We start from the raw sequence: 22,228 nt of genomic DNA, 5'->3' as shown, positions 1-22,228 counted from the left end.
TCTGGAGACTTTCCTTTTGCCATCTTCTTCAGACTTGATAAGTATGTGTGCTATAATTGGACAGTCTCGCACCTTGTGGTCAAATAAAAAACCTCTTTGTTGTCAAAATCAGCCGCAAGCACATCTAAAAGTATGAAAAAAGTTGTCGTTGGTCTTTCCGGTGGCGTTGATAGTTCCGTAGCCGCCGCTATGCTGCATAATCAAGGCTATGATGTAATTGGTTTAACTCTTTGGCTGATGAAAGGCAAAGGGCAATGTTGCTCTGAAGGAATGATCGACGCGGCTAATATTTGTGAACAATTGGGTATACCCCATGAAATTGTTGATATTCGGGATGTCTTTCAAACAGAAATTATTGATTTTTTAGTGACAGGTTACAGCGTAGGCATTACGCCGTTGCCTTGTTCCCAATGTAACAAAACGGTGAAATTCGGTCCAATGGTGGAATATGCAAGGGAAAAATTGGCATCGGATAAAATCGCCACAGGTCATTATGCCCAAATCCGCTACGATGACACCACTAACCGTTACCAACTATTACGAGCCGTAGACCGCAACAAAGATCAATCTTATTTCCTCTATGACTTATCCCAAGACTTATTAGGGGCAACAATTTTTCCCCTGGGTGAACTGAATAAAACTGATACTCGCAGAATTGCTACTGAATACAACTTAAAAACCGCCGATAAACCAGAAAGTCAAGATTTATGCTTAGTAGAAAGCAATGGCTCTATGCGGGCATTTTTAGATAAATATTTAGCTCCTCGACCTGGTGATATTGTGGATACCACTGGTAAAGTTTTGGGACAACATGATGGTGTTCATCATTACACCATTGGTCAGCGAAAAGGCTTAGGCATCGCCGCAGCCGAACCCTTGTATGTAATTGAATTAGATGCAGCTAATAACAAAGTAGTTGTAGGCGATCGCACCAAAGGATCTCAGTCAGAATGTACAATAAATCGAGTAAATTGGGTTTCCATAGCTGAACCCGTTGCCCCCATTCGCGCCGAAGTTCAAATCCGTTATCGTTCCCAACCCGTACCCGTCACAGTCATTCCCCTACCAGATTCCCGCGTCCGGTTAGTATTTGATGAACCACAATTCAGCATCACCCCTGGACAAGCAGCGGTTTGGTACGACGAAGATATGGTATTAGCTGGCGGAATCATCGAACAATCGTAGGGGCGCAGGGCCTGCGCCCTGTCTTTCTGGGGAGAGAACCACCTCTGGCTTAAATACCGCAAGGGGTCTAAATTAAGGGACTTCCAAGAAATAAATTATCCTGATTAACGAACCACAGAGGCGCAGAGGACACAGAGGAATAAGGGTTTGAGAGATTTTTGCGTTAGGTGGTTGAGTATTTTTTTATTTGGAAGTCCCTAAGTGGACTCGTTGAACCAAGAATCTCAGTGGCTAAAGCCAGTAAGAGTGTCAAAGTCATGATAGTTTCGATCCGTATCTTTACCCCTGAGAGTGTAAAATCACTTGTATAGGCATAAAAATTGTGCAGATTCAGGAGTATCTTTGTATAAGCATTCAAAACGAACAAAATTGTGCTTTTGTGCAATTTGGTACAAAGTAGTTTGAGTTTCGGGCAAATCATAAGTAGATATATGATTTTCAATCATGGACATATCTTGAGACGAGAGTGCAGTCCAGTTTTGACGCATATTTTCTAAGTAGCGATTAACAAATTTTTCTCGGTCTTCCCCTTCTTTACAAACTATGTCAATCAAAACAAATACACCCTTGGGTTTCAAAAGATGGAATACTTGCTCAATAACTTTATCTTTTTGTGCCAAACTTAGATGATGTAAAACAAAGGAAGTCGTAACTATATCAAAGCTTTGCTTTCGGTTTTCAGCTAGTTCCTCAACAACTTTCGATATGTCGTCTTCAATAAAAGTTTGTTCACAGTTAATTTGTGCCATGTTGCCTTGGGCAATTTCCAAAGCAGCCGCAGATAAGTCAATTCCGGTATAGGAGGCAACGGTAGTATTTAATAAAGCTTGAACTGATGAACTAGCATCACCGCATCCAAGTTCAAGTAAGGAAAATGGTGTTGGCAAGTAATCAGTTAATAATTTATGCAAAACACCATAAATTTCTCGGTGTTCCATGTAATTATTGGCTAAGACTTTTTGATATGTTTCCCAATTCTTCTTAAAGTAATTATCTGATTGAGTTTTCAGAGTATTCATGGAAGCATTCCCATAACTGACAATATATTGAAAATAATAGCAGTATAAGAGGATGTTTGAAAAGTATCAGAATTAATCGAGATCCCCCCAACCCCCCTTACAAAAGGGGGCTAAATTCCTCAAAGTCCCCCTTTTCAAGGGGGATTTAGGGGGATCTGCGGGTGTCAGATACCACACGAAAAAGTTTTCAAACAACCTCTTAGTTTCATTGGGTTGTTAATTGGCTGTTCCCCTGCACAAACAAAACCACCCGTTAAAAATTTTATCAATGCGTAAGTCATAATTATTTTTTTGTCCATAAAAAAATAAAAACCGTGAAAAAATAAATTCACGGCTTTAATAAAAAATGTGGTGTGAGGAGACTTAACTCACTTCATCATACTTCATCTAAAAATTAGAAGTTCAACTACCGCAAATTTCTTTACAAAGTAATTCTTTGATGACATATATATATTCTTAATATTTGTCACCTTATACTATAGCGCCACCACAACTAGAACCACACCCCGCAGTACAACCATAGCAATATTCAGCAGTTTGGACTTCTTGAATTATATCTAAACTACCAATTTCTAATAATTTGCTCACCGTCAATTTTTCACCATTGCTAGTTTTTGCAGGTAAATTCATCATTTGGTTAAAATCACAATCAAAAATATTCCCTAAATAATCAATTGAAAGTTGTTCACGACACATTAAACCATCAATTGTGTTGGGGTTAAAGTGAGACTCTAAAAAATGCAAATACCTAGAATAAAGCTGCTTTTTTTCTAAATGAAACTTGGTTCTCCCCACAGGTATATTAGTAATGGTGAAAAGATGATTAAATCTAATATCAAAATTTTCCATCAAAAAGGTTTTATAAGCCTTTTCTAAATTTTCCTGTTCGGGAGTTAAAGAAAAATCTTCACTATTTGGTAATGGAGGATTGTACACTAAATCTAAAACTAAATTTGGGTTTTCACCATAACCAATTTTATTTAACCATTGCAAAGCTTGAATAGATTGATCAAAAACACCATTCCCCCGCATTTTATCCACATTGTCTGCCAAATAACAGGGAAGAGAAGCCACAATCTTGACTTGATGTTGAGCAAAAAAATCTGGCAAATCCTCAAATCCCTCCACAAAATAGATTGTCAAATTTGATCTCACAATTACCTGTTTACCTGCCTTTATAGCAGCTTCTACCAATGACTTAAAACCATAATTCATTTCTGGAGCGCCACCAGTTAAATCAACAATTTTGATTTCTGGAAACTTCTCAATCAAGGTAATTAACTGTTGACAAATTTCCGGTGTTAATTCCTCAGTTCTCTTGGGACTAGCTTCTACATGGCAATGGTTACAAGCTAAATTACAACGTTTTCCCAAATTAATTTGTAAAACGTTAATTTGCTTTTTTGTTAAAGGTGAATTTAGCTGTTGAAAAAAAGGTGTAATCATAGAAGCATCTCTAGCACGAATTTCTATAAGAGGATATTTTAAAGGTCATTCAACCTAAGAGGATGTTTGAAAAGTTTTGAATATATAGACTGACCCCTCTCCAAACCTCTCCCCTGCAAGGGGAGAGGCTTTAAAACCCCCATTCCCTTGCAGGGAAGGGGGGTAGGGGGGTTAGGTTTTTGGAGATTACGGGTTTGATATAATACTTTTCAAACAACCTCTAAGAGACAGGGGGAAGTGGCAGACTATTGATAATTGGAACATACCACTTGACTAAATCGAAAGTTTCCTATATCATAGAGAGACAACCCATCAATCATTCCCGAAATCTAAGTAAAATATTTTTGATCGCTCCACTCCGTTACGCTAGGGAAGTGAAAAGAATAAGAGCGCAAAGCGCAAAAGAGCAAAAGTGTAGAGTGCTAACAAGTCCTCGCCGCACCACTACATACAACCCGAAAACCAAGATGGTCGTTGAGGTTATCGAGGTCGTAGTAGTCGCGACAAGCAGAACGGCAATAGCCAGGATTGCCGTACCACGAACCACGGCGCAGCCGCTTAAGTTGACTGATTAGACTTGTCCAAGCACTGCCATCGGTAAGCGCGTTTATATAGTTTCCATGCCACCCATCCTCACACCATTCCAGCACATTCCCACACATATCATATAAACCAAAAGGGTTGGCGGGAAAAATTCCTACCTCTGTGGTTTTTTCTCGATATTGTCCTTTTTGTCCCTGCCCGTAAGTGTAGTTACCATTATAATTAGCTAAATCCGTAGAAATTGTTTCCCCACAATAAAACGGGGTAGTAGTTCCTCCACGACAAGCATATTCCCATTCAGCTTCGCTAGGTAAACGATAGGTTTTATTTGCCATTCGGGAAAGTCTGGCACAAAATTCTTGAGCATCATTCCATGATACACACTCAACAGGCAAATTGTTGGTGAGTGAAGTCGAACCATCAGCTTTAAAATAAGATGGATCAGATTTTAAATCAATGTTAACCTTTTCTAGTGCAGCCACGACTCGCCATTGTTGTTGAGTAACTGGATATTTACCCATGAAAAATGGGGGAACAGTAACTTGATGTTGTGGACTTTGATAAGAACTATAACCTTCCTCATTTTCTGGAGAACCCATTTTGAAAGTTCCACCAGGGATAGATACCATTTCCAAAGTTACACCATTTCGCAGGTTTTGTGTAAAATATTCTGCACTTTTAGAAAGGTAATTTAACGGCGTATTTCTTGTTACCGTTGATAGCAAATTTGTTGATATCTTAGCAGTTTGAAAGTCAAACTTCTTTATTGGAAATCCAAGTTTTCTCTGGGTTTGCTGGACAATATACTCAATTCCTTTGTTGCTACTAATGGACAGCCAATTCTTTATTCTCTCGTATTCTTTTGGATGCTCTCTTTTAATTTGTGGCAGATCTATATCATGCAAAATAGGCAGAATTTTATCACTTTCTAATATATTATCAAATTCCATAAAAGTCCATTCTTTGTGTTTAGCAAAGTAACTAGGACTAATTACGACCATTCCATACTGTGATTTTTTTAGACCTTCTGTAATTTTCCTATTTAATTCATCTCCCCACTCAATTTCTTGTTCGTCGTACCATACTCGATAGTTTTCATCAATTAATCTTTCATACAATGGTCTAGCAAATGTCTCTTTATCTTCAGACGCATGACTGAGAAATACATGATATTCACCCATAAATACTCCTTTTATTTCAATATTTAACTATTTTTAGAAAACCTTTACCATTTTACTCCTCCACACCAGCAATAATCGCCAAAGCCTTCGCATACTTTTCTAAATCACCTCGCAAAGCAGCCAACTCGCTTCGCAACTTTGCTTCTTCTGTCCAACTCACCTCATGTTCTTTAGCACTCACCCCTATAGGCCGTCTTGCTTCCCAAGCCTGTAAAATAGGATGCCATTTAGCTAAAAATGGTCGCAACCCATTATTCAACACCGCAATAGCAATACCCCCGACTGAGTTCTTAGAAGCACCCACATCAGGCCCAGCCGCTTTGAGAACTTCGCGGGTAGTTCCGAATAAACTATACAAAGAATTCAACGCTTCCCGCACTAACCCCTGGTCAACTTCTAAGGATTGCACAGCAACCCGTGTCACCAGTTCCACATACAACGACCAAGCGGCTTTCCGTTCCGTTGTGTCCGCTTCCCATTCCGCAGCACCAATACCAAAGGGAAGACTAATAGATACCTTTTTTAATTTTGCGGGATCTTGTTTAGGCATAAACAGCCATTTTAATAAAATTAATTATTTATTCCATCTAAATTAAACCATACTGAACTTAGAAATAAAAGCAAGAGAATTTATAATTTGGGGAAATCTTGCTGTTTGAGCGAGTTACACGCATTTATTTAGACATCTCGTTCCCATGCTCTGCGTGGGAATGTAGTTAAGAGGCTCTGCCTCTATTATACCTAGAGGTAGAACCTCTAAGATGACATTCCCAGTCAGAGACTGGGAACGAGGAAATTGCGTCGTTTGGGAATAACTTATTGAGTAGGGTGCGTCAGATAGAAGAAATCTGTTTTTTGTCAAAATATCCTCTCTGACGCACCCTACAAGAGATAAAATTCACTAGAGTTTAGATAGAAGAATTACTCAATTACCGTGAAAACCGATACAATTTTCTATAGCTTATTTCAAGCATTTCCTAGCATCTTTTTTGAACTAATTAATAATTCTCCCACAGAAGCAGATGTTTATGAATTTACCTCTCGTGAAGTTAAACAACTGGCTTTTCGTTTAGACGGTTTATTTTTACCAACCACCAAAGATCCTAAAAAACCATTTTACATTGTCGAGGTTCAATTTCAACCCGATGATAATTTATATTATCGTCTCTTTGCAGAGCTTTTTCTCTACCTACGACAATACAAAACTCCTCATCCTTGGCAAGCTGTCATCATCTATCCTAGTCGTAATATAGAAAGAGAACAGAATTTACAATTTGGCGAAATCTTGCTACTTGAACGAGTTACACGCATTTATTTAGATGAGTTGAGAGAGAGTTCTTTAGGGGTGGGAGTTGTTAAACTAGTAATAGAAACAGAGAAGGCTGCACCAGCATTAGCAAGACGCTTAATTGCACAAGCAAACCAACAACTAACTGATATCAAAATTAAACGGGATTTAATTAATCTGATTGAGACAATTATCGTCTACAAATTACCCAAAAAAAGCAGAGAGGAGATTGAAGCTATGTTAGGTTTAAGTGAGTTGAAACAAACCAGAGTTTATCAAGAAGCTTTAGAAGAAGGTAAGGCTGAAGGTAAAGCTGAAGGTAAAGCTGAAGCTACCAAAAAGTTTACTTTGCAATTGTTACGAATTGGCATGAATTTACAACAAATTTCTGAAGTTACTGAATTATCTCTTGCACAAATTCAGGCTTTACAAAAGGAAATTCAAGAATCATAGTTTTAGGACTTGCTGATAGCGTGGCGGATGATTATTGCATCGTCACGCAAGCTATAACTATCTAAAATTAACAACATCCCCCACCATCGTAATACCATGTAGAATCAGTAATTATAATTTCTTCAGGATTTACAACTGCTAAATTTCTAGCTGTTTTATCACAAACTGCTGCGGGAATTCCTCTTTGTAAAATATGCCCATTCTTATCATCAAAAAATATTTCCTTACCTGCATAAATCGCTGTTTTACCAGTAAAAATACAAGCACCGTCCGCGGGAATTTCCACTTTAAAAGCCACAGAATCTAGACTTTCTAAAAGTAGATTTTCTTCTAATTGATAATTGTGTTTATCTAATAAGCGATAAGGACGACGAGCGCGAATTTCAATTTGTCCAAAACCAGCATTAATAATTAAGTTAGTATACCCTTGATATGTAAGTGCGCCAGATAAACACAAAGCGCGTAAATGTTCATTTTGTTGTAAATGAGCAGGAATTGGACTTGTTGCAATCGGGTCACTCATCTGCAAGCGTCCACCTGGTTTCAATACTCGATATGCTTCCTTTAAAGCACGAGTTAAATCTGCTGGTTCAAAAATATTAAACAGGCAATTTTGCGCTACTACATCTACAGAAGCATCAACAACAGGTAAATTAAACGCATCTCCCGGACGAATTTCGACAAAGCTAAGATCAAACCAAGGGTTTTCCTTTGCAGCAAGTTGTAAATTACGGGTTGCAGCTTCTCTCATAGCTTCCACAGGTTCGACAGCAATAATCGCACCAGGACGACGAGAAAAATAAGCAAATTGCAAAGCTTCTAAACCGCCACCGACACCAATATATAAGACTGTTGGTTCATTATTGAGTTCGTTGTGATGAACCGTAGTTCCACAACCATAGTTCATTTCCTGCATAGCTAGAGGAATTTTCAGTCCTGGTAGTTGTAAAGGCGTACTTTGGACACAACAAAGACCTATTTCTGGTGTTTGGGCAACTTGGCTGTAAAATTCGGCTGCGGTTTCTAAATAGGTCATAATCTCAAATTAGGGTTTATGGCTTGACTTTTATTGTCAAAAAGAGTATTATACATGACTAATAGAAGGGGAGTAGCTGCTGACAGTAAATTAAAATTTTCTGTTCAGTATATCTAAGTCAACATACTGGTGATGAGCCTGGTTTAGATAGCGAATAAATAAAGTATTTGAAAGCGAGACCTTCACTGACTACACATTTAACTATGTGGAGTTCAGTGAGGTTTGATTGCTCTCATTGATACTCCACACAGGTAAAAAATCCTTTAGGAGTTTGAGAGAGTGTTAACAGCTTTTACCCAAGGTTTACTACTAATTACCTTTTCCGAACTAGGTGATAAAACATTTTTTATTGCTGTGATTTTGTCCATTCACCACCCCCGACGCTTGGTATTCGCTGGTGTGGTAGCTGCTTTGGCGGCTATGACTGTCTTATCAGTTGCGTTTGGGCAGGTAGCATCTTTATTGCCAAAAGACTATATTCATTACGCCGAAATAGTTTTCTTTATTGCCTTTGGTTTGAAGTTAATTTATGATGCCAATAAAATGGCTATATCTGCTACCGAAGAAGTCGCAGAAGAAGCACAAGAAGCGGTGGAAAAAGCAGATTTAGATAATTCCCAGCAAAAAAGTGTTTGGTCAATTTTACTGAAATCCTTCGTATTAACATTTATAGCAGAATGGGGCGATCGCACACAAATAGCCACCATAGCCCTAGCTGCTGGAAATAACCCCATTGGTGTCACCGCTGGTGCAATATTAGGACACGCAATTTGTGCAGCGATCGCCGTCATCGGTGGTAGATTAATAGCAGGTAAAATTTCCGAACGGCAAATTACCTTTATCGGCGGCTTCCTATTTATCATCTTCGGCATAGTCGCCGCCATAGAAGGCAAATAAATTCAACCCCGTAGGGGCGCAGGGCCTGCGCCCTCATCCTACGCCCTCATCCTGCACCCTCATCCTACGCCCTCATCCTGCGCCCTCATCCTGCGCCCTCATCCTGATTCTACCCTGCAAACCCTTACGGAGTGACCGTAGGTGAAGGCGTAGCTGATGCCGTAGGAGTAGGCTCAGAAACCGCTCCAGCCCTATTGATTTCGTCCTTATACTGAGCTGGTGCTAAAGCCGTCGCACTATCAAATAAAGGTTTTGCTTCATCAAGCTTACCTTGTTGTTTAAACAGCATAGCCTTTGCTAAAACGGGGCGAAAATCTTGAGAATCTTTCTTGATTGCTTGATCATAAGCAGAGATAGCTTTATCATCATTCTTTTGAAAAGCGTAGACACTACCCAAAAGCACTTGGACAGCAACCACATCCACACTTCCTGGTTTAATAGTATTAGCTTGGGTAGCAGCAGCCAAACTTTCTTGTAATAAGCCAATAGCTGCTTCTGGACGCTTTTCACTTAATTGCAAATTCACCATCCCCTGCAAAGCCTTCAAATCGCCCGGTTTTGTAGTTAAAATAGTCCGGTAAGTTTGAGCAGCCCCCTCCTTATCGCCAATTTGTTGTTTAGCTTGTGCTAATAAAACCCCATACTCTGACTGTTGGGGATTGAGTTTAGCGAGTTTTTCCAAAGGTTCAATCACAGCTTGAATATCCGCTGGTTTCACTTCCCCTCGGCTTTTTTGACTCAACAAACTGAGACGTGCTTGCAAAAGTCCCTTGAGTGCAGTTTGATTTTCTGTATCTTTCTGTAAAACTAATTCATAACCCCGAACTTGATCTTCCAGTTTTGACTTTTGCTCCGATAAAGATATTTTAGGGTCAGCAGTGGGCTGATTTTGTGGAGATGATTGGGGTTTATTAATCGCTGTAAGGATGGGTATAATAGAGACCCCTACAAAAGCAACAACAGCGAAAGCTAACACTACCCTAACTATCCAGCGATTACGCGATTCAGACACAATATTATTCTGCTCCTCAATGGTAATGAAATTAATGGCAAAGTTAAAAATTTCCAAAACTTTGCGGAATACGGTCATTTGTCTGTGAATTTTATAACAAATAAATATCTATCCTGCTAAAGTAAGTGATGACTTTAGGAAGACCCGTCCGAATTATCGCTATGCTATGCTTCCGATAGCGTAGCTTGGCGTAAGCCATAACTGGATTAAAGCCGCTAAATTGCACATTTAGTGTATAAATGTGGGATTCTGCGTCTTGATTTTCGTACAGAGCATTAAGGGAGTAGCCAGATTAAAAAGAAATATACTTTAATCAGCTACACACTGGCTCTTTTCCTTTGTCTTTATTAAATCCCACAATGGGGTATGTCTTGTGCCGCAAGGAGTTTTTATGAATTCCGACCTGATGCCGTCTTCTGAATCCGCAAATTTCACAGCCTCTAACCAAGGCATAAAAGAGATTGAACCCCCTGTTAGTGCTAATACATTAGCAGACCAATCCTCTAAACTGGAAAGTTCTCTCACTGACTCTAGCAAACCTGACTCTAATGGACATTTGGCTAATCGAGAACAACCAATTCCACCTCCTAGCGAACCGACTCAATACCGAGCTATTGGGTTAATTCGCGGGTGTTACCATGCTAGTGATGAACAGTTTACCCAAGGAACATTAATCACAAAAGATGGGGTTGAACTTAATGCCGTCCTCTTAGGTCGGATTATGAGTTTAGTCAAAAATCACTTAGACCTAGAAACAGAACATCTATGGGTAGTTTATCCCCGCACTAGACAAGAAAATGACGCATTGCACCTGCAAATTGTTGGTGTTTGGGAACCAGAAAATCTGGCGAAATATGAACTATATGAAGCTGGTACAGATTCGACAGCAGTTTCTGATAACGGTAGGGTAGCGTTAAGCATTAATCCAAAACCCTCATCAGCAGTTCCTGATGGTGGTTTTTCTGTGCGTGGTGAGGTAGTTTACCAGTCCTTTGACGAAAAGAGTTTGGTTGTGAAAATCAAACAAGCTCCCCGTAAACCTACTGATAAAGCTAAATATTTTAAGTTGAAACTCAAGGGCGTATTAACCACCAAAGCTGTGGGTAAGTTCTGGGACTTCAATGTTAAACGGGAGGCTGACGCATTAGTAATAGTTAATGCCGAAGCGATCGCCGATTTACCCAAAAAACGCCGACCACCCTTCAAAGGAGCGCCTCGTGGTGCCGGTGGTGGTGGTAGAAAGCCATTCCCTCCTAGACGCAATGGAGAAGCCCCACGTCCCATTAGAAAGACAGCAGGTGATGCCACCACAGTCATCACCAAACCTGTGCCAAAAACCCCCACTCCTAAGCCGGTTAAAAAGCCTAAACTTGGGGATTAGGTAATTAGTCAGTTGTTAGTTGTCAGTTGTCAGTGGATAATTTTCTTTCTCCTGACTTCTAACTCCTGAACCCCTGAATGGGCGCAGGCCCTGCGCCCCTACCTCCTGAACTCCTCATCTTAAAATTCCGTCCAACGGTCTTGAGGTAAAAAAGAACGCTCCATAGGAATTGGGGCTACTGGTTCAGTGAGAGTAAATTTCCCTTCAGTAATCCATTGTTTTAACTCTTGGGCTACTTGTCGGGAAAGAAACAAACTAGCTAAAGAGGCTACTCGTACAGTCCTGCCTTCAATAGTGATACGTCCAGATTTAAGTTGAGCGTAACTCACTAAACCGAAAGTAGGACGGACACGACGAGGAATTGAAAAATCTACAATTGGTGCTACTAAGTCTTTGTCTTGGACAGCACAGCGTTCTACCACACCAGTATTTAAAACTGGCAGTGGTACACCTACACCCATCATTAAAGATGGTCCATAGCTTTTAAAATAACAACCTCGTATCCATCGCGCGTCCATTTGTTTAGCATCACCAATTAACGCTAAAGTTGCCGATGGTCCAATAGGTGTCCGATTTTCTAAACGCTTTTGCAAGGGAAAATGTTGTGTCCCTTCCCAAGCTACATAACCAATACCCCCTGCGAGAAAGATCCTCGTCCCAATCCCCACAAGTTGTAAATCGGGATCATTGAGGAGGGGTGACAGTGAACCAGGGTTAGAATAGACCGCATTCCCCACACGGGGTTGCAATGGTCCTAAGTAGGTATGCAGTGGGCGATCGCCTCCATTCACCCCAACAATAAAATTTTGATAAAGATTGCGCGGATTAAATAAATAAAACTGATTGATAGTGTCACGGGTAACGGTGGTTTCAAATGTGGCTCTAGGGTAGCAATCGGTAACTTGTCCCATAGCGCGAACTTGGATAGATTTACCGGCAATTAAATCCTCAATTACATGACCACCACCACGTTCCCGCACTTCTTCCCCATCTAGGGAATCAACTGGACAACTAGCACCCAAGTATAAATCTACCGCCCCAAAACCAGCATAAGCTGGAACTCCGTCCAACCAGCAACGCCGAATTTTAATCGGTGGGTCAGTATGTCCTAAGTTAATAATTGCACCACTTGATTCCATCGGCTCAAATGTGCCAGTGGTAATTACATCTACTTCTTTAGCGGTTTTAGCAACACCAATTTCAGCAACTCGCGCTTTTAACTCTTCAACCGTCCAGACTACCGCCCGTTTTCGGCTGATTTTCTCATTAATTTCCGCAATTGTTCGCATTTTAAATTTATTTGAAGGACTATCGGTACACTGGGGGCGTTGACGATAGCCTGCGTAACGACGAGGGAGTAATTTTTAAGACCGTATTCTAAACGGAAAAGTGTCAATCCTCTACTCTGAGTTTAACGGAATCAGCATGGGAAGGTAGACCTTCTGTAGTTGCTAAGATGTCAATGGCAGATGCCACTTTTTCCAAGGCAGTTTGTGAGTATTGAATAATACTTGAGTGTTTTAAAAATGTTTCTACCCCTAAAGCGGAAGCATAACGGGCAGCACCAGAAGTAGGTAAGGTATGGTTAGGACCCGCCAAATAGTCGCCTACAGCTTCAGGTGTGGAACTACCCAGGAATATTGCCCCAGCATGGCGAATCTGGTTAATTAAAGCCCAAGGATCGGCAACTTCTAATTCTAGGTGTTCTGGTGCAAACTCGTTGGAAAGTTCGGCTGCTGCTGCGAGGGATTCTACCACCACAATTAAACCATAATGGGCGATCGCCTTTTCCGTATCTATCCGCCGTGGGTGATCTACCAATTGTCTTTCCACCGCCATTTGCACTTTTTTCGCCAACCCCGCATCCGTTGTCAGCAAAATCGCTGCCGCCATCGGATCATGTTCTGCTTGGGCTAATAAGTCCGCCGCCACATAAGCAGGATTAGCTGTTTCATCAGCAATTACCAGCACTTCGCTAGGACCTGCTAAAGAATCAATGCCCACAGTTCCGTAAACTAACTTTTTAGCCAAGGTGACATAAATATTACCAGGTCCGGTAATCACATTGACTTTGGGGATAGTTTCCGTGCCATAGGCTAAAGCTGCGATGGCTTGAGCGCCCCCCACACGGTAAATTTCCTGAACTCCTGCTTCTTGGGCCGCTACCAAAACCGCAGGATTCACCATTTTACCGCCTCTAACTGGTGTCACCATCACTACACGAGGGACACCTGCCACTTTTGCGGGAATGGCATTCATTAACACTGTACTGGGATAACAAGCCCGACCGCCTGGTATATATAAACCTGCTCGATCTACCGGGGTGTAGCGTTTGCCTAAAACTACTTCATCATCGCCAAATTGTACCCAGCTTTTGGGGATACGCTGACTGTGAAAAGCCTCTATTTTTTGGCAAGCTAGTCGAATCGCCTGGAGCAAATCCTTGGATACCTGTTGGTAGGCTGCATCCAGTTCTGATCCTGTTACCTTGAGTTCTTCTGCTTTCAGAATTTGGTGATCAAATTCGGCTGTATAATGTAGTACAGCCTTATCGCCTTGGCGCTTCACCGCTTGCAACACTTCGCGGACTGTTGCTTCTTTATGAAGTACCTGTTCATCCTGGGTGCGATCGCAGATTCGTTGAAGTTCTGATCTAACGTCTGCCTGCTGAGTAATAATTCGCAGCATGGAATAATGACAATACCAAATTTTACAATATTCGCAAAACAAGAACTACTTGGGCTTTTTACCGGCTACGACAACATCGCGTTAGTAGAACAACCATTCAAAATAGCTAAAAAGCCTAAAATATCAGCTTTTTGACTTTTGACTTTTAACTTTCGACTTCCGTTTTGCCGTGTTAGGGGATCAAGCTGAATGTAATTCTCTTCTCTAGCTTAACCTGGATTTTTTTGATACTACTTTATAAAATTCAGACAGCCTGAGAAATTTAATATCCCAGAAGTCTGAATTTGGGGAACTGATCTGGTTTCTTTGTCAGTAAATCATTTTAATCTATTTTTTCAGGCTCACGCATCAGCTTTTCCGCCCAAATAAAATATTTTTTTTCAGAAACTATCACATTAGCGAAAATAATGCTATATTTATTAAACCTAGTAGTGTGTGTACATAATTAATAGTCTTTTTTGGAATTACTGTGGCGAATACAAAGTCTGCTCTTAAACGCGCACAAATCGCAGAACGTAACCGACTGCGTAACAAAGCATATAAATCAGCCGTGAGAACGCTGATGAAAAAATACTTTAGTTCTGTGGAAGCTTGTGCTGTCAACCCGACAACAGAACTCAAGCAGGAAGTGGAAGCGAGAATGTCCGAAGCTTACAGCAAAATTGATAAAGCTGTAAAAACTGGCGTGCTGCATCCCAACAATGGAGCCAGAAAAAAGTCAAGATTGGCTCATAAACACAAAACCCTTACCGCTTAGTCAATAGTTCAGTGGTCAAGAGATTTTGGATTTTGGATTTACGATTTTGGATTTACTTCTACCCTCAAGTGTGGAGACTGATGATTTTAGATTGGTGACTTTGGATTAATTCCGCTCTCTCATGGCGGATCTTGTCCCAAAAATTCTCAATCCAAAATCTAAAATCCAAAATCTAAAATTTTTCACCAACAAGCCATGCAACTTATAGATACCCACGTACACATTAACTTTGACATCTTTCAGCCAGATTTAGCAGCCGTGCGTTCCCGGTGGCAAGAAGCAGGAGTAGTGCGATTAGTCCACTCCTGTGTTCACCCCCAGGAATTTGCGAGCATTCAAGCTATAGCAGAGCAGTTTCCTGAACTTAGTTTTGCTGTAGGGCTGCATCCTCTAGATGCTCATAAATGGGATCAGCAAACAGCTACCCAAATCAAGTCTTTAGCCAGTTCTCATTCCCAAGTGGTAGCCATTGGGGAAATGGGGTTGGATTTCTACAAAGCAGATAACTATGAGCATCAACATCAAGTATTTGCATCACAATTAGCGATCGCTTGTGAACTCAATTTACCAGTGATCATCCATTGTCGTGATGCTGCACCTGCTGTCAGAGACGTACTGCAAAAATGGCGGGACTTGCATGGAGAAAGAGTACGGGGTGTCATGCACTGCTGGGGAGGGACACCAGAAGAAACTCAATGGTTTCTGGATTTAGGTTTCTATATTAGCTTCAGCGGCACTGTTACCTTCAAGAATGCTCAAACTATTCAAGCGAGCGCGGCTATGGTGGACAGCGATCGCTTGCTGATAGAAACAGATTGTCCATTTCTGTCACCCGTACCTAAACGAGGTGAAAAACGCAATGAACCAGCCTATGTTCGCTATGTAGCGGAAGCACTAGCAAAACTACGAGCCGAAACAATAGAAGAAATTGCCCAGAAAACCACCCAAAATGCCTGTAGATTATTCGGTCTATCATTATAAATGATCATCAAATCTTTAGCATTAGCAATGATTTAACTTATAAGATCCAAACGGAGGATAAAAATGTGCTAAAATTAATCCCTCCAAAACATTTAGGTCAAGCCATAATGGTAAAGGAAGGATAATAATTCCTAAAGCTCAATTTGTGCTGTTATCAACCCGATATTAGCCAGTTTGAGAGTTTGTGGTTTTAGCCCGCTTAATCAATCGAAGCGACCCAGATCTAAAATCCAACATTGTCTGCCCATCCACTTAAATCTCTACAAACGGATGCTCTCAATAGATCACAAGCATTGGCAACCAAGGTTTCACTGGAAAAAACTTGAAAAGGTAGAAACGGCAATCCTTTGGTATATCAAACCTATAGAAAATCGTTAAAAGTAATTGTCCACCCCAGACAATCATAGCAATATCAAATCCATAGTGCAGCCTTAAACACAACGTTGCCCTATCGAATCCTACTCCGGTTTCAGTCCCCAGTTTTGGGAATCCACAACCAGGACCAAGTGTGAGGTGTAAAAGGTGAAAAAGTGTGAAGTAGAAAGAAATTTTAGGGCTAACGCGACTGTTGCGCTATCAGTCAAAAATCTAGCAGCCAACTATTGTCAAGCTTATGGACTTCATACCTTTGGACTCATATTCTAGCACAAAGCCTTCATGGCAGACTCGCAGCTATGGCTGCGCCACGCAAGCTATCGGCTTCCTTTAAAGTTTAACCAGGTTGATAAAGGTAAAGGCATGACTAACGACGACAAATACATGGAATCCGCCTTTCTGTTACCCGACTTGATTGAAATTCAGCGTTCTAGTTTTCGCTGGTTTCTAGAAGAAGGGCTAATAGAAGAACTGAATTCTTTTAGTCCAATTACAGACTACACTGGCAAATTAGAACTGCACTTTTTAGGTAATAACTATAAACTCAAAGAACCTAAATACAGCGTTGAAGAATCCAAGCGGAGAGACAGCACCTATGCAGTGCAAATGTATGTTCCTACCCGTCTACTGAACAAAGAAACAGGAGACATTAAAGAACAAGAAGTATTCATTGGTGATCTGCCCTTGATGACAGATAGAGGCACATTTATCATTAATGGAGCCGAGCGTGTCATTGTCAATCAGATTGTGCGATCGCCTGGAGTTTACTATAAATCAGAAATTGATAAAAACGGAAGACGTACCTATTCCGCCAGCTTAATTCCTAACCGGGGCGCATGGCTCAAATTTGAAACAGATCGTAATGACCTAGTTTGGGTACGGATAGATAAAACCCGGAAACTATCAGCCCAGGTACTTCTGAAAGCACTGGGATTATCCGACAACGAAATTTTTGATGCCCTGCGCCATCCAGAATACTTCCAAAAAACCATAGAAAAAGAAGGGCAATTTTCCGAAGAAGAAGCCCTAATGGAATTATATCGAAAACTTCGTCCCGGTGAACCACCTACAGTTTTAGGTGGACAACAGCTTTTAGACTCCCGCTTCTTTGATCCTAAACGCTATGACCTGGGAAAAGTTGGTCGTTATAAACTCAACAAAAAACTTCGTCTTTCCGCCCCCGACACCATGCGCGTCCTTACCCCTGGGGACATTCTCGCTGCCATTGATTACCTCATTAACCTAGAATACGATATCGGTAGTATTGATGACATTGACCACCTCGGAAATCGCCGAGTCAGAAGCGTTGGGGAATTACTGCAAAACCAAGTCAGAGTAGGGTTAAACCGCCTAGAAAGAATTATTCGAGAACGGATGACCGTATCCGATGCCGAAGTTCTGACTCCCGCATCCCTAGTTAACCCCAAACCCTTAGTAGCAGCCATCAAAGAATTCTTTGGTTCAAGCCAACTAAGTCAATTCATGGATCAAACCAACCCCCTAGCGGAATTGACCCATAAACGCCGCCTCAGTGCCTTGGGTCCAGGTGGTCTAACCAGAGAAAGAGCCGGGTTTGCAGTTCGAGATATTCACCCCAGCCACTACGGACGGATTTGTCCCATCGAAACACCAGAAGGACCAAACGCCGGACTCATTGGTTCATTAGCTACCCATGCCCGTGTTAACCTCTACGGTTTTCTAGAAACACCCTTTAGACCAGTAGAAAACGGCAAAGTCTTATTCGATGTTCCGCCCGTCTACATGACAGCAGACGAAGAAGACGACCTCCGCACAGCCACCGGTGACGTTCCCCTAGATGAAAACGGTTACATCAAAGGACCACAAGTACCAGTTCGCTATCGCCAAGACTGGACAACCACCGGACCTGAACAAGTGGATTACGTGGCAGTTTCTCCAGTACAGATAGTCTCAGTAGCTACCAGCATGATTCCTTTCTTGGAACATGACGACGCTAACCGAGCGCTGATGGGTTCTAATATGCAACGCCAAGCTGTACCCCTGTTAAAACCAGAACGCCCCTTAGTGGGAACAGGTTTAGAAGCCCAAGCGGCAAGAGACTCCGGGATGGTGATAGTTTCCCGCACCGATGGCGATGTAGTCTATGTTGATGCCACAGAAATTCGTGTCCGCGCCAGTGGTCAGTTGTCAGCAGCCAGTGGTAGCCAAGTTATTGAAAAAGGCCAAGAACTTAAATACAAACTTTCCAAATACCAACGTTCTAACCAAGATACCTGCTTAAATCAGAAACCATTGGTGAGAATCGGCGAAAAAGTCGTTGCCGGTCAGGTATTGGCAGATGGTTCCTCTACAGAAGGTGGAGAACTGGCATTAGGACAAAACATCGTTGTCGCCTATATGCCTTGGGAAGGTTACAACTACGAAGATGCGATTCTCATTTCCGAGCGCTTGGTGCAGGAAGATGTTTATACCTCAATCCACATCGAAAAATACGAAATCGAGGCGCGACAAACTAAACTCGGACCCGAAGAAATCACCAGAGAAATTCCCAACGTCGGTGAAGATGCCCTCAGACAATTAGATGAACAAGGGATTATTCGGATTGGGGCATGGGTAGATGCTGGAGATATTCTCGTTGGTAAAGTCACTCCCAAAGGTGAATCAGACCAACCCCCAGAAGAAAAACTGCTCCGGGCTATCTTTGGTGAAAAAGCCCGCGATGTCCGCGACAACTCTCTGCGAGTTCCCAATGGTGAAAAAGGTCGGGTAGTTGATGTCCGGTTATTCACCCGTGAACAAGGTGATGAACTGCCACCAGGGGCAAATATGGTGGTTCGGGTTTATGTAGCTCAAAAGCGCAAAATCCAAGTGGGTGACAAAATGGCTGGGAGACATGGTAACAAAGGGATCATTTCCCGGATTTTGCCTGCTGAAGATATGCCCTATTTAGCCGATGGTTCACCAGTAGATATTGTTCTCAATCCCTTGGGTGTACCTAGCCGGATGAACGTCGGTCAGGTGTTTGAATGTTTGCTAGGTTGGGCTGGTCATAATTTGGGAGTCAGGTTCAAAATTACTCCTTTCGACGAAATGTACGGGGAAGAAACTTCCCGTCGCCTAGTTCACGGCAAACTCCAAGAAGCCAGAGACGAAACTGCTAAGGATTGGGTCTATAACCCCGACAATGCCGGGAAAATCATGGTTTATGACGGTCGCACGGGCGAACCCTTTGACCGGGCTATTACTGTCGGTGTTGCCTATATGCTCAAACTCGTGCATTTGGTTGATGACAAGATTCACGCTCGTTCCACAGGTCCCTACTCTTTGGTGACTCAGCAACCTTTGGGTGGTAAGGCTCAACAGGGTGGGCAAAGATTTGGAGAAATGGAAGTTTGGGCATTGGAGGCTTTCGGTGCTGCTTATACCTTGCAGGAGTTGTTAACAGTTAAGTCCGATGATATGCAGGGACGGAATGAGGCTCTGAATGCCATTGTCAAAGGCAAAGCTATTCCCCGTCCTGGTACTCCTGAATCCTTCAAGGTATTGATGCGCGAGTTGCAGTCTTTGGGCTTAGATATTGCGGTGCATAAGGTAGAAACTCAAGCAGATGGTAGTTCTTTGGATGTGGAGGTAGACCTGATGGCAGATCAAGCTGCTCGACGGACACCACCTAGACCCACCTATGAGTCGCTTTCCCGTGAATCTTTGGAAGGAGATGATTAGTGAGGCAGGGGAGGTAGGGGAGGTAGGGGAGGTAGGGGGAGGTAGGGGAAGGTAGGGGAGGTAGGGGAGGTAGGGAAGGTAGGGGAGGTAGGGGAGGTAGGGGAGGTAGAGGAAGGTAGGGGAGGTAGAGGAGAATATTTTTACTCTTGCCCCCAACTCCCCCAACTCCCCCCACTCCCCCCACTCCCCCACTCCCCCACTCCCCCAACTCCTGACTTCTGTTTATTAATTTTTAATTCTCATGAGATCCCCCCAAAATAATCAATTTGACTACGTAAAAATTGGTATAGCTTCGCCAGAACGCATCCGCCAGTGGGGTGAGCGTACCTTGCCTAATGGACAACTCGTAGGTGAAGTTACCAAGCCAGAAACTATTAATTACCGGACTCTCAAGCCTGAGATGGATGGGTTGTTTTGTGAACGGATTTTCGGACCAGCTAAGGATTGGGAGTGCCATTGTGGTAAGTATAAGCGGGTGCGCCATAGAGGGATTGTGTGCGAGCGCTGTGGTGTAGAAGTAACAGAATCCCGCGTCCGTCGTCACAGGATGGGTTTTATTAAGTTGGCTGCCCCGGTGGCTCATGTTTGGTATCTCAAGGGGATTCCTAGCTATATTGCGATTCTCCTGGATATGCCGCTGCGGGATGTGGAGCAGATTGTTTATTTCAACTCTTACTGTGTTTTAGCGCCTGGTAACGCGGATACTCTCAGTTACAAACAACTGTTGAGTGAAGACCAGTGGCTAGAAATTGAGGATGCTATCTACAGTGAAGATTCCCAGTTAGAGGGTGTGGAAGTGGGCATTGGGGCTGAGGCTCTGTTGCGGTTGTTGGCGGATATTAATTTGGAGCAGGAGGCGGAAAGCCTGCGGGAAGAAATTGAGAAAGCCAAGGGACAGAAACGGGCGAAGTTAATTAAACGGCTGCGGGTGATTGATAATTTCATCGCTACCGGTTCGCACCCAGAATGGATGGTGATGGAAATTATCCCCGTGATTCCCCCAGATTTGCGCCCGATGGTGCAGTTGGATGGGGGGCGGTTTGCGACAAGCGATTTGAATGATTTGTATCGCCGGGTAATTAATCGCAACAACCGTTTGGCTAGGCTTCAGGAAATTCTCGCCCCGGAGATTATTGTCCGTAACGAGAAACGGATGCTGCAAGAGGCTGTGGATGCTTTGATTGATAATGGTCGCCGGGGACGGACGGTGGTGGGGGCTAATAACCGCCCGCTGAAGTCGTTGTCGGATATTATTGAGGGCAAACAAGGACGGTTCCGGCAAAACCTGTTGGGGAAACGGGTGGACTATTCAGGGCGATCGGTAATTGTGGTCGGACCAAAGCTGAAGATTCACCAGTGTGGACTGCCACGAGAGATGGCGATTGAGTTGTTCCAGCCCTTTGTAATCAATCGTTTGATTCGGTCGGGGATGGTGAATAATATCAAGGCGGCGAAGAAGCTGATTTCTCGTAATGATCCCAGTGTGTGGGATGTGTTGCAGGAGGTGATTGAGGGACATCCGGTGATGTTAAACCGAGCGCCGACGCTGCACCGCTTGGGGATTCAGGCTTTTGAACCGATTTTGGTGGAAGGAAGAGCGATTCAATTACATCCTTTGGTGTGTCCGGCTTTTAATGCTGACTTTGACGGTGACCAAATGGCGGTTCACGTGCCGTTGTCCTTGGAGAGTCAGGCGGAGGCGCGGTTGTTGATGTTGGCTTCTAATAATATTTTGTCACCGGCAACGGGTAAACCGATTGTCACTCCTAGCCAAGATATGGTGTTGGGGGCGTATTATCTGACGGCGGAAAATCCCAATGCAACGAAGGGGGCAGGTAAGTATTTCTCGTCTCTGGATGATGTAATTATGGCTTATGAGGCGCAGCAGGTGGAACTTCATGCCTATATTTACGTGCGCTTTGATGGGGAAATTGATTCGGGTGAACCGGATACTGAACCTTTGGAAGTGATTGAGGACAAGGATGCTAAGGGTAGGGTGACAAGTCGCACCCTAATCTATAAGTTCCGCCGGGTACGGGAAGATGGTCAGGGAAATTTGATTTCTCAGTACATTTATACGACTCCTGGCAGGGCGATTTATAACAAGGCGATTCAGGAAGCGATAGACGCTTAGGGAGTAGGGGAGGTAGGGGAGGTAGGGATGTAGGGGAGGTAGGGGAGGTGGGGGAGGTAGGGATGTAGGGGAGGTAGGGGAGGTAGGGATGTAGGGGAGGTAGGGATGTAGGGGAGGTAGGGATGTAGGGGAGGTAGGGATGTAGGGGAG

Annotated in this window: 16 protein-coding genes; 8 read left to right on the top strand and 8 right to left on the bottom strand. The window is 42.8% G+C overall.

Annotation, left to right across the window (positions count from 1 at the left end; all coding sequences use genetic code 11):
* The first annotated feature begins 132 nt into the window (after window positions 1-132).
* Window positions 133-1,185 carry a tRNA 2-thiouridine(34) synthase MnmA gene (mnmA, locus tag HEQ36_RS00085; RefSeq protein ID WP_168636812.1) on the top strand — a complete coding sequence of 351 codons (1,053 nt, stop codon included), beginning with the start codon at window positions 133-135 and terminating at the stop codon, window positions 1,183-1,185.
* Between the two features lie 299 nt (window positions 1,186-1,484).
* On the opposite strand, the gene HEQ36_RS00080 is transcribed toward mnmA, so the two are convergent.
* From HEQ36_RS00080 to HEQ36_RS00060, 4 genes are all read right to left on the bottom strand, one after another.
* Window positions 1,485-2,204: a class I SAM-dependent methyltransferase gene (locus tag HEQ36_RS00080; protein ID WP_168467412.1), complete on the bottom strand. Its 720-nt coding sequence runs from the start codon at window positions 2,202-2,204 to the stop codon at window positions 1,485-1,487.
* 471 nt (window positions 2,205-2,675) lie between these two features.
* A complete protein-coding gene (gene arsS, locus HEQ36_RS00075; RefSeq protein ID WP_168636811.1) occupies window positions 2,676-3,650 on the bottom strand; it encodes an arsenosugar biosynthesis radical SAM (seleno)protein ArsS in 975 nt (324 codons plus the stop codon).
* 422 nt (window positions 3,651-4,072) lie between these two features.
* Window positions 4,073-5,374: an SUMF1/EgtB/PvdO family nonheme iron enzyme gene (locus HEQ36_RS25920; protein ID WP_168636591.1), complete on the bottom strand. Its 1,302-nt coding sequence runs from the start codon at window positions 5,372-5,374 to the stop codon at window positions 4,073-4,075.
* A gap of 52 nt (window positions 5,375-5,426) precedes the next feature.
* Entirely contained in the window at window positions 5,427-5,924 is a 498-nt protein-coding gene (locus HEQ36_RS00060; protein ID WP_168636590.1) for a hypothetical protein, read from the bottom strand.
* A gap of 384 nt (window positions 5,925-6,308) precedes the next feature.
* On the opposite strand from HEQ36_RS00060, the gene HEQ36_RS00055 reads away from it, so the two are divergent.
* Window positions 6,309-7,115 (top strand): Rpn family recombination-promoting nuclease/putative transposase, encoded by an 807-nt coding sequence (locus HEQ36_RS00055; protein ID WP_168636589.1) that lies wholly within the window; start codon window positions 6,309-6,311, stop codon window positions 7,113-7,115.
* Between the two features lie 67 nt (window positions 7,116-7,182).
* Here the strand turns inward: HEQ36_RS00055 and arsM are convergent, their stop codons facing one another.
* Complete coding sequence (gene arsM / locus HEQ36_RS00050) at window positions 7,183-8,151, bottom strand: arsenosugar biosynthesis arsenite methyltransferase ArsM (RefSeq protein WP_168636588.1); 969 nt, start codon at window positions 8,149-8,151, stop codon at window positions 7,183-7,185.
* A 279-nt stretch (window positions 8,152-8,430) separates the two neighbouring features.
* Here arsM and HEQ36_RS00045 point away from each other — a divergent pair, with 279 nt between their 5' ends.
* Window positions 8,431-9,048 (top strand): TMEM165/GDT1 family protein, encoded by a 618-nt coding sequence (locus tag HEQ36_RS00045; protein WP_168636587.1) that lies wholly within the window; start codon window positions 8,431-8,433, stop codon window positions 9,046-9,048.
* Between the two features lie 124 nt (window positions 9,049-9,172).
* Here the strand turns inward: HEQ36_RS00045 and HEQ36_RS00040 are convergent, their stop codons facing one another.
* Entirely contained in the window at window positions 9,173-10,060 is an 888-nt protein-coding gene (locus HEQ36_RS00040) for a lipopolysaccharide assembly protein LapB (RefSeq protein WP_168636790.1), read from the bottom strand.
* 391 nt (window positions 10,061-10,451) lie between these two features.
* On the opposite strand from HEQ36_RS00040, the gene HEQ36_RS00035 reads away from it, so the two are divergent.
* A complete protein-coding gene (locus tag HEQ36_RS00035) occupies window positions 10,452-11,441 on the top strand; it encodes a hypothetical protein (protein WP_168636586.1) in 990 nt (329 codons plus the stop codon).
* Between the two features lie 119 nt (window positions 11,442-11,560).
* On the opposite strand, the gene HEQ36_RS00030 is transcribed toward HEQ36_RS00035, so the two are convergent.
* Window positions 11,561-12,730: a homocysteine biosynthesis protein gene (locus HEQ36_RS00030; RefSeq protein ID WP_027404247.1), complete on the bottom strand. Its 1,170-nt coding sequence runs from the start codon at window positions 12,728-12,730 to the stop codon at window positions 11,561-11,563.
* A gap of 103 nt (window positions 12,731-12,833) precedes the next feature.
* A complete protein-coding gene (hisD, locus tag HEQ36_RS00025; protein WP_168636585.1) occupies window positions 12,834-14,129 on the bottom strand; it encodes a histidinol dehydrogenase in 1,296 nt (431 codons plus the stop codon).
* Window positions 14,130-14,598: 469 nt separating this feature from the next.
* Here hisD and rpsT point away from each other — a divergent pair, with 469 nt between their 5' ends.
* The 4 genes from rpsT to HEQ36_RS00005 all read left to right on the top strand — a co-directional run bounded on the left by rpsT (window position 14,599) and on the right by HEQ36_RS00005 (window position 22,078).
* Window positions 14,599-14,886: a 30S ribosomal protein S20 gene (rpsT, locus tag HEQ36_RS00020; RefSeq protein ID WP_027404245.1), complete on the top strand. Its 288-nt coding sequence runs from the start codon at window positions 14,599-14,601 to the stop codon at window positions 14,884-14,886.
* Between the two features lie 195 nt (window positions 14,887-15,081).
* Window positions 15,082-15,867 carry a TatD family hydrolase gene (locus tag HEQ36_RS00015; RefSeq protein WP_039202358.1) on the top strand — a complete coding sequence of 262 codons (786 nt, stop codon included), beginning with the start codon at window positions 15,082-15,084 and terminating at the stop codon, window positions 15,865-15,867.
* A 738-nt stretch (window positions 15,868-16,605) separates the two neighbouring features.
* Window positions 16,606-19,944 (top strand): DNA-directed RNA polymerase subunit beta, encoded by a 3,339-nt coding sequence (gene rpoB / locus HEQ36_RS00010; protein ID WP_027404243.1) that lies wholly within the window; start codon window positions 16,606-16,608, stop codon window positions 19,942-19,944.
* Window positions 19,945-20,185: 241 nt separating this feature from the next.
* Window positions 20,186-22,078, top strand: coding sequence for a DNA-directed RNA polymerase subunit gamma (locus HEQ36_RS00005; RefSeq protein ID WP_053540076.1), 1,893 nt, complete (start codon window positions 20,186-20,188; stop codon window positions 22,076-22,078).
* The last annotated feature ends 150 nt before the right edge of the window (window positions 22,079-22,228 follow it).

Origin of the sequence: Anabaena sp. 54, assembly GCF_017355725.1 — a bacterium.
GTDB lineage: Bacteria > Cyanobacteriota > Cyanobacteriia > Cyanobacteriales > Nostocaceae > Dolichospermum > Dolichospermum heterosporum.
Note: the sequence above shows the minus strand (reverse complement) of the source record. Positions and strands in the feature narration are given on the sequence as shown.

Bases quoted from the DNA above. Each gene is read 5' to 3' on its own strand.
- HEQ36_RS00005 (WP_053540076.1), top strand. From the start codon at position 20,186: ATGAGATCCCCCCAAAATAATCAATTTGACTACGTAAAAATTGGTATA.
- hisD (WP_168636585.1), bottom strand. From the start codon at position 14,129: ATGCTGCGAATTATTACTCAGCAGGCAGACGTTAGATCAGAACTTCAA.
- HEQ36_RS00030 (WP_027404247.1), bottom strand. From the start codon at position 12,730: ATGCGAACAATTGCGGAAATTAATGAGAAAATCAGCCGAAAACGGGCG.
- rpoB (WP_027404243.1), top strand. From the start codon at position 16,606: ATGACTAACGACGACAAATACATGGAATCCGCCTTTCTGTTACCCGAC.
- HEQ36_RS00015 (WP_039202358.1), top strand. From the start codon at position 15,082: ATGCAACTTATAGATACCCACGTACACATTAACTTTGACATCTTTCAG.
- mnmA (WP_168636812.1), top strand. From the start codon at position 133: ATGAAAAAAGTTGTCGTTGGTCTTTCCGGTGGCGTTGATAGTTCCGTA.
- HEQ36_RS00080 (WP_168467412.1), bottom strand. From the start codon at position 2,204: ATGAATACTCTGAAAACTCAATCAGATAATTACTTTAAGAAGAATTGG.
- HEQ36_RS00035 (WP_168636586.1), top strand. From the start codon at position 10,452: ATGAATTCCGACCTGATGCCGTCTTCTGAATCCGCAAATTTCACAGCC.
- arsS (WP_168636811.1), bottom strand. From the start codon at position 3,650: ATGATTACACCTTTTTTTCAACAGCTAAATTCACCTTTAACAAAAAAG.
- HEQ36_RS00060 (WP_168636590.1), bottom strand. From the start codon at position 5,924: ATGCCTAAACAAGATCCCGCAAAATTAAAAAAGGTATCTATTAGTCTT.
- HEQ36_RS25920 (WP_168636591.1), bottom strand. From the start codon at position 5,374: ATGGGTGAATATCATGTATTTCTCAGTCATGCGTCTGAAGATAAAGAG.
- arsM (WP_168636588.1), bottom strand. From the start codon at position 8,151: ATGACCTATTTAGAAACCGCAGCCGAATTTTACAGCCAAGTTGCCCAA.